We start from the raw sequence: 428 nt of genomic DNA on the forward strand, positions 1-428 counted from the left end.
GTCCTTGACCTTGACGATTTCGCCCAGGTTGCCGAGGTTGACCACTTTGTCGAGCAGGATGATTTGCATGGCTCTTGCTCCTCAGATCTTGTGCTGGTCGCTGTAGGGCACCAGGGCCAGGAAGCGCGCGCGCTTGATGGCGGTGTTCAGCTGACGCTGGTAGATGGCACGCGTGCCGGTCAGGCGCGCGGGGATGATCTTGCCGTTTTCGGCGATGAAGTCACGCAGCGTGTCGACATCCTTGTAGTCGATCTCTTCGACGCCGGCGACGGTGAAGCGGCAGAAGCGCTTGCGCTTGAACAGCAGCGACTGGGTGTTGCGCTTCGGACGCTTGTCCTTGTTGAATTTCTTGAACGTGGCCATTTGGGAAGCCTCTTGAAAATTAATCTTGTTGAATGTCCTGGACGTGGAACACCAGTGTCTTGGCG

1 protein-coding gene and 1 pseudogene are annotated in these 428 nt (G+C 57.2%); both read right to left on the bottom strand.

Features of this window, described 5'->3' with window-relative positions:
• Positions 1-69 (bottom strand): annotated as a pseudogene (locus tag AC066S_RS39580) (50S ribosomal protein L9); the annotation flags it as partial.
• A gap of 12 nt (positions 70-81) precedes the next feature.
• Positions 82-363 (bottom strand): 30S ribosomal protein S18, encoded by a 282-nt coding sequence (gene rpsR, locus AC066S_RS39585; protein WP_011794373.1) that lies wholly within the window; start codon positions 361-363, stop codon positions 82-84.
• Positions 364-428 lie beyond the last annotated feature (65 nt).

Source organism: Bradyrhizobium sp. CFUWI (genome assembly GCF_056429085.1).

Excerpts from the sequence above, each read along its gene's own strand:
- rpsR (WP_011794373.1), bottom strand. The coding sequence starts at position 363 with ATGGCCACGTTCAAGAAATTCAACAAGGACAAGCGTCCGAAGCGCAAC.